The 7,326-nt window shown below is 70.7% G+C and carries 6 protein-coding genes; all 6 read left to right on the top strand.

The features are described from left to right. Nucleotides 1-1,473 (top strand): beta-ketoacyl reductase (locus RBH18_RS42085; protein WP_306216114.1); only part of this gene is annotated, 1,473 nt, incomplete at its 5' end. A gap of 14 nt (nucleotides 1,474-1,487) precedes the next feature. Further along, nucleotides 1,488-2,546, top strand: a complete 1,059-nt coding sequence (locus RBH18_RS42080) for a ketoacyl-ACP synthase III family protein (RefSeq protein ID WP_306216113.1) — start codon at nucleotides 1,488-1,490, stop codon at nucleotides 2,544-2,546. 30 nt (nucleotides 2,547-2,576) lie between these two features. Next, nucleotides 2,577-3,236: a VTT domain-containing protein gene (locus RBH18_RS42075; RefSeq protein WP_306216112.1), complete on the top strand. Its 660-nt coding sequence runs from the start codon at nucleotides 2,577-2,579 to the stop codon at nucleotides 3,234-3,236. A gap of 32 nt (nucleotides 3,237-3,268) precedes the next feature. Further along, complete coding sequence (aepY, locus tag RBH18_RS42070) at nucleotides 3,269-4,372, top strand: phosphonopyruvate decarboxylase (protein WP_306216111.1); 1,104 nt, start codon at nucleotides 3,269-3,271, stop codon at nucleotides 4,370-4,372. Nucleotides 4,373-4,401: 29 nt separating this feature from the next. Then, nucleotides 4,402-5,130 (top strand): glutamine amidotransferase-related protein, encoded by a 729-nt coding sequence (locus tag RBH18_RS42065; protein WP_306216110.1) that lies wholly within the window; start codon nucleotides 4,402-4,404, stop codon nucleotides 5,128-5,130. Between the two features lie 37 nt (nucleotides 5,131-5,167). After that, nucleotides 5,168-7,326, top strand: a 2,159-nt coding sequence (locus RBH18_RS42060) for a molybdopterin-containing oxidoreductase family protein (RefSeq protein ID WP_306216109.1), incomplete at its 3' end; no start/stop codon positions are given.

Below are 7,326 nucleotides of genomic sequence, written 5' to 3'. Positions count from 1 at the left end.
CCCGACGCGGCGCGGGTGCTGCAGACGCTGCGCGAGCGCGGCGTCCGCGCCGACTACACGGCGATCGACGTCGCCGACCGCCGCGGGTTGCGCTCGCTGCTCGCCGAGCGTGACAGCGCAGGACTGCCGGCGGTCCGCGGGCTGTTCCACGCTGCCGGGGTCATCGACTACCAGCCGTTGACCGAACTCACCGCCGCCGACATCCACCGGGTCACGCACGCGAAGATCGACGGCGGCTGGGCATTGCACGACGTGCTCGGCGGCCGGCCGATGGACATGTTCGTCCTGTTCTCCTCCGGCTCGGCGCTGCTGGGCTCGCCGCTGCTCGGCGTGTACGCGGCGGGCAACGCGTTCCTGGACGCGCTGGCCGCGTACCGCCGTGGCAACGGGTTGCCCGCGACGACGGTCAACTGGGGCTTCTGGGAACGGGTCGGCATGGTGGCCCGCCATCAGCAGCAGCAGGACCGGTCCCTGACACCGCGCGGCATGCGCGCGTTCAGCCCGGAGGACGGTCTCGCCGTCCTCGAGCGGATCCTGGTGCACGGCATCGAGCAGGTCGCCGTGCTGCCCGCCGACTGGCAGCAATGGGCGCAGGCCTATCCCGTAGCCGCGGCCGCGCCGTTGGTGCGTGAGGTCGTCGCCGCACCATCCGCATCGGTCCCAGCCCCAGGTGTCCGCCCGACGCCGCCCGCGGTATCAGAACCTGCCGCGGCTGCCGCACCGCAGCCCGCACCAGCCGCGGCTTCGGCACCGGCACCGCAGCCCGCACCAGCCGCGGCTGCCGCATCACAGTCTGCCCCGGTACCGCCGCCTGCGGCGAGCGGCGAGCACAGCGCACTGTTGCAGGGATTGACCGCTCAGGCCGCACAGGTGCTGGGCCAGCGCCCCGACCGCATCGCCGCAGGACGCCCGCTCAAGGCGATGGGCATGGACTCGCTGATGGCGGTGGAGTTCCGCAACCGGGTGGCGCGCGAGTTCGGCTGGAACCTGCCCGTGGTGGACATCCTCAACGGCGTCTCGCTGGAGCAGATCGCCCGATCAGCCGCCGCCGGATCGGCCGGCATCCCGGCGCCCGTGTCAGCGCCGCCCGCGGCGCCAGTACAGCCGGCGCCGGCAACCCTGCCCGCGCCTGCACCGGTGGCGCCGCCGCCTGCGGCGATGGCTGTGTCAGCCGGGCCGTCGCCGGCGCCGCGCGACAGCGCACCACCGCCGGACACCGGTGACGAGCACGGCGACGTGCTGCCCCGGCTGCTGAGCCAGGCGGCGCAGGTCCTCGGGCAACGCCCGGAACGCATCGCGACCGGCCGCCCGCTCAAAGCGATGGGCATGGACTCGCTGATGGCCGTGGAGTTCCGCAACCGCGTGGACCGCGAGTTCGGCTGGAAGCTGCCCGTGGTCGACATCCTCAACGGCGCCACCCTCGATCGCATCGCCACCTCCATCGCCGCCGCCCGTACCGGCAGCACGGCCTGACAGGAACGAGCCTCATGAAAACCCATGGCATCCGCATCGCGGGGCTCGGCGTGTACCTGCCACCGGTCTTCGACGCCCAGCGCGCCGTCGAGCTCGGCCTCTACGACAAAGACGAGTACGAGTGGTACGGCTGGAGCGGCGCGACGGTCGCCGGTGACACCCCCGCGCCGGACATGGCCGTGCACGCCGCCCGGCAGGCGATGCAGCGCTCCGGCGTGGACCCCGCCGACCTGGCCCTGCACCTGCACGCCTCCGGCCACGCCCAGGGCCCTGAGGGCTGGTCGCCGCAGCATTACGTGCTGCGCCATGTCACTGACCGCGACATTCCGTCGTTCTGCACCTGGCAGGCCTGTGCGGCACTGATCGGCTCGATGGAGCTGGCGGCCAGCTATCTGCAGGCCGTCCCCGAGCGCAGCGCGGTGCTGCTCACCGGCGGCGACAACGTCGGCACCCCGAACATGAACCGCTGGGCCTTCGGCATCCAGAACGGGGTGCTCGGCGACGGCGCCAGCGCGGTGGTGTTGTCCAAGCACACCGGCTTCGCCAGCCTGTTGTCGATCAACAGCGGTTCCACCGCCGAGGTCGAGCAGCAGTACCGGGGAGCGGAACCGTTGTTCCCGCCCTCGCAGGTCACCGGTAAGAAGATGGACTTCAAGGAACGCTTCGCCGCCGCTGGCGGGGTCGAGCAGACCGTCCTGAACGTCGTGCGCCGCCAGGGCGAGTTGCGCACCGAGCTCGCCCTGCGGTCCATGGCCGAAGCCGACATCACGCCTGCCGACATCACCCGGGTCGTGCACGTGTTCACCGGCCAGGAGAACTACCTGAAGGTCATTATCGATCCGATGGGCCTGTCGACCGACAAGGGTCTGCTCGATTTCGGCCGCCAGCTCGGGCACCTGACCGTCAGCGACCAGATCATCGGGCTCAACCACCTGGTCGAGACCAAGCAGGTCGGACCCGGTGACCACGTCCTGATCGTCGCGCACGGCGGAGGCACCGCGATCAGCTGCGCCGTCGTGCGCATCGACACGGCCGTCGACTGGGACGTCACACCGGTCCTGCACCACCCCTGAAACCCCTTTTTCCTTGCGAGGACATACACCGTGACCACATACGCTGCCGGGTTCGACGTCCTGCTGGACGCCGAGAAACTCATCACCGCGTTCGGGGTGTTCGGCATCCTGGGCCTGGTCTTCTTCGAGTCGGGCATCCTGATCAGCGCCGCCCTGCCGTTCCTGCCCGGCGACTCGCTGCTGTTCACCACCGGGCTGCTGCTGGCCAACGACGCGCTCGGGCTGCCGCTGTGGCTGATGTGCTTGCTCATCTCCGTCGCCGCCGTGGCCGGCGACCAGGTCGGCTACGTGTTCGGCCGCAAGGTCGGCACCACGCTGTTCAACCGCCCGAACTCGAGATTCTTCAAGCAGGAGAACGCCCAGCGCGCCCACGACTTCTTCGAGCGCCGCGGCGCCCGCTCGATCATCCTGGCCCGCTTCATTCCCATGTTCCGCACCCTGGTGCCGATCATGGCCGGGGTCGGGCGGATGAACTACCGCGACTTCCTGCTCTACAACATCATCGGCGGGCTCGCCTGGGGCACCGGCCTGACCCTGGCCGGCTATTTCCTCGGCCAGATCGACGTGGTCGCCGACAACCTCGAGAAGGTCCTGCTGCTGATCATCCTGGCCTCCTTCGTCCCGGTGGTGCTCGAGATCGTGCGCGGTCGCCGCGCCGCGCGCGCCAAGGCCGCCGACCCTGCCGTCTGAGCCCGATCCGCCACCACAGGAGACCTTGTTTCGTGATCACCGCGCAGGACTTCGTCGCCGCGCTCGACGACCGCGGCTACACCATCGCCTCCGGCGTGCCCTGCTCGTCGTTCGGCGGCCCCATCGCGCTGCTCGCGCACACCCCCGAGCGGTACGTGCCGGCCGCCAACGAGGGCAACGCGCTGGCCGTGGCCACCGGGGTCGCCCTGGCCGGCGGCAAACCGTACGTGATGCTGCAGAACTCCGGCCTGGGCAATCTGATCAACCCGCTGACCTCGCTGGTGCTGACCTACCAGGTGCCGGTGCTGGTGTTCGTCAGCCTGCGCGGCTGGCCCGACCCGGCCACCGACGAGCCGCAGCACGTGGTCATGGGCCGCACCACCCACGCCCTGCTGGACACCCTCGGCGTCGAGCACCACACCCTGACCAGGGACAGCGACACCGACGGGTTCGCCGCCCTGCTCGACAAGGCCGAGCACACCCTGGAATCCGGGCAGCCGGCGTTCGTGTTGGTCGAGCGCGGCGCCGTCGGCGGCACCACCGACACCGCAGACACCCCCGGGCGGGGGCTGCCCAGCGGTGAGGTGATGCAGACCATCGTCGACGCCACCGGCGACTGCGCGGTCGTGGCCACCACCGGCTACACCGCCCGGGAGCTGTTCGGCACCGCCGACCGGCCCAACCACTTCTACATGCAGGGCTCGATGGGCCACGCCTCGTCAATCGCGCTGGGCGTGGCGATCAACCGCCCCGACCGCACGGTCGTGGTGCTCGACGGCGACGGCGCCGCGCTGATGCACCTGGGCGCGCTGTCGGTCATCGGCGACCGCGCCCCGGCCAACCTGGTGCACGTGGTGCTCGACAACGGCCGCCACGAATCCACCGGCGGACAGCGCACCACCTCGACCGCGACCGACTTCACCCGGGTCGCCGAGGCGAACTCGTATCGCAGCGCCGCGCGTGTCGAGTCGCTGGACGAACTCAGCCGGGCCCTGCAGCAGGCGAAAACCACACCTGGACCGCACCTGCTGGCCGTGGCGACCCTGCCGCGCGGCAGCGCCGTCCCGCCCCGGGCCACCAACGCGCTGAGCGCGCCACAGATCGCCGCCCGCTTCCGCACCGACCTCGCCGGATGACCACCCCTCGGATACCGGAGGAAATCCTGATGTCTACTTCTGTCCGCCCGCAGCTGGCGTTGGTCGGCGACCGCGGCAACCACAACGAGCGCTCCCACCCGCGCCTGGACGAGATCCTGCCGCAGCTCGACCTGGACTACACGTGGGTGCCGACCACCGAGATCGACAGCCCGCAGGTGCTGGCCGGCTATGACGGCATCTACGTCGTGCCGGGCGCGCCGTACCACAACCAGCACGGCGTGCACATCGCCATCCAGTACGCCCGCGAGACCGGTCTGCCGTTCATCGGCACCTGCGGCGGATTCTTCAGCGCGCTGCTCGAACACGCCCAGAACGTCATCGGCCTGCCCCAGGCCCAAGGCGTCGACCAGGACCCGTCGATCCTGGAACCGCTGATGATGCCGCTGACCTGCTCCTACAACGGCGAGAAGGCGCCGCTGAAAGTCAAGGAAGGCTCGCTGCTGGCGCGCATCTACGGCGGCGCCGACGACGTCGAGGAGATCTTCCACTGCGCGTACGGGCTGCAGACCGGCTTCATGACCGACGCCGAGCAGGGCGCCCTGTCCTACTGCGCCTGGGACGCCGACGGCTCCGCCCGGGCCCTGGAGCTGGCCGGGCACCCGTTCTTCTTCGGCTGCCTGTTCCAGCCGGAACTGTCCTCCCAAGCCGATGACCTGCACCCGATCCTGGCCGCCTACCTGCGCGAGGTGGCCATCAGCGCCGCCGAGGACCGCAAGGCCCGCGCCGTGCACGCCTGACCATCCGCTCGCCCACGCCCGAAGGGGAAGGACAGCCTTGCAGAACAACGACGGCATCTCCCGCCGCGGTTTCGTCCGTGGTGCCGTGGTCGGCGCCGCGGCCCTCAGCGCGCCCGCCCTCACCACGGCGGCAGCCACGCCTACCGCCGCCGCAGCAGCAGCGGCAGGTCCGCTCGCCGCAGCGCCGGCCAACCCGGCAGGGCCACCACCGGGAACGCGGCTGCTGGAGTTCGTCGACGGCTCGGCCGCGCTGACCCCCGACCGGATCGTCGACAGCGCCTGCCAGTTCTGCAACTCCAACTGCCGGCTCAAGGTCGGCCTCAAAGCCGGGCGCATCATCGAGGTCCGCGGCGAGACCGCCGACCCGGTGCAGGCCGGCAACCTGTGCATCAAGGCCGAGATGATGCCCGAGCTGGTCTACAACGACCTGCGCCTGACCACCCCGCTGCGCCGGGTCTCGGGCCGCAAAGGCAGCAAGGACTCCAGATTCGAGCCGGTCTCCTGGGACGAGGCACTGGACATCATCGCCGGCAAGCTGCTCAAGCTGCGCGACGAAGGCGACGTCCGCTCGATCGCCAACCGCACCACCGGCCGGCTGCCGCGCGGCACCGGCTCGCTGGTCGCGCGGCTGTTCGCGTTGCTGGGCAGCCCGAACAACACCGACGTCGGCCCGGTGTGCAACGACGCCGGCGGCAACGCCCTGGCGACCAGCTTCGGGCTGGGCAACTTCACCAACGGCTACGGCGTGGACGCGGCCACCGGCCGCGAGGATCTGGGCTCGGCGCGCTACCTGCTGTTTCTGGGCACCAACCAGGCAGAGACCCACCCGGTGACCTTCGAGCACCTGCTGCGCGAGCGCGCCAAGACCGGCGCGAAGCTGGTCGTGGTGGACCCGCGCCGCACCCCGACCGGCGCGCTGGCCGACGAATGGGTGGCGCCCAAGCCGCACACCGACTTCGCGCTCGTGCTCGGCATGCTGCACCACATCATCAGCCACGAGCTGTACGACAAGGCGTTCGTCCAGCGCTGGGTGCTCGGCTTCGACGAGCTGAAGGCGCACGTGCTGGGCAACGGCTACGACGCCGCCTGGGCCGCCGGCATCACCGGCCTGAGCGCAGCCACCATCACGCAGATCGCCGAGGACTACGCCGGCGCGCACCCGGCCGCCATCTTCTGCAACGCCGGCATCTCGCACCAGCTCGGCGCGTTCGACACCTACCGGTGCCTGACGTTTCTGGCCGCGATCACCGGTAACATCGGCGTACCCGGCGGCGGCTGCAACTTCATGCACAACACCTGGCCCGGCGACCTGCACCTGCCTCCGCTGAGCGTCGAGGTCCCGGACAGGGACGCGGCGCTGCCCGTCGGGCCCGACCACTTCGCCGACGCGATCCTGACCGGCACCCCGTACCGGCTGCGCGCGGTCATCACCGAAGGCAACCCGCTGGTCTCCTCGGCCAACAACGCCAAGGTGCGCAAGGCCTACGAGAAGCTCGAGTTCTACGTCTACACCGGGCTGTTCATGGAGGAGGCCGCCTGGTACGCCGACATCATCCTGCCGGTCGCCACCGGCCTGGAGATCGACGGCGTCTACATGCGCCGCGACGACCGGGCCATCCGCTGGCAGGAGCAGGTGGTGCCGATGCCCGGCAGCACCAAGCCCGACTGGCACCTGTGGATCGATCTGGCCCACGCGCTGGCGCGCCGCGACCGCCGGAACCCGGCGTCGTACTGGAGCGCTGCCTTCCCCCAGGCGTGGAAGGACTACGACACCCTGTGGGCCGAGTTCGTGCGCCACACCCCGGCCATGGGCGGCATGACCGCGCGACGGATGCGCGAGCGCGCGGAGCCGCTGCGCTGGCCGTGCCCCACCGAGCAGCATCCTGGCGTCAGCACCCTGTACCTCGACCACTCAAGTTGGTACGAGGCCGCCGCCGCGCTCGGGCACGAGGGCAAACGCTTCCTCACCCCATCCGGCAAGATCGAGATCTTCACCCCGGAGCTGGACGCGCGGCTGCGCACCGCCGGGCACAGCGCCCTGCCCCGCTTCTACACCCATCCCGAGGTCACCGGCGCGCACCCGACGATCCGCTACACCGACACGTTCGTCACCAACCCGCTCAATCCCCAGGCGCTGACCCGCAAGGCCGAAGTCGGCGTCCGCGGCAGCGGTGAGGTGCACCGCCGGTACCCGCT

This window comes from Actinoplanes oryzae (genome assembly GCF_030757795.1).
Classification (GTDB): domain Bacteria; phylum Actinomycetota; class Actinomycetes; order Mycobacteriales; family Micromonosporaceae; genus Actinoplanes.
The sequence above is the reverse complement of the archived record's forward strand: the minus strand, read 5'-3'. Positions and strand labels throughout refer to the sequence as shown.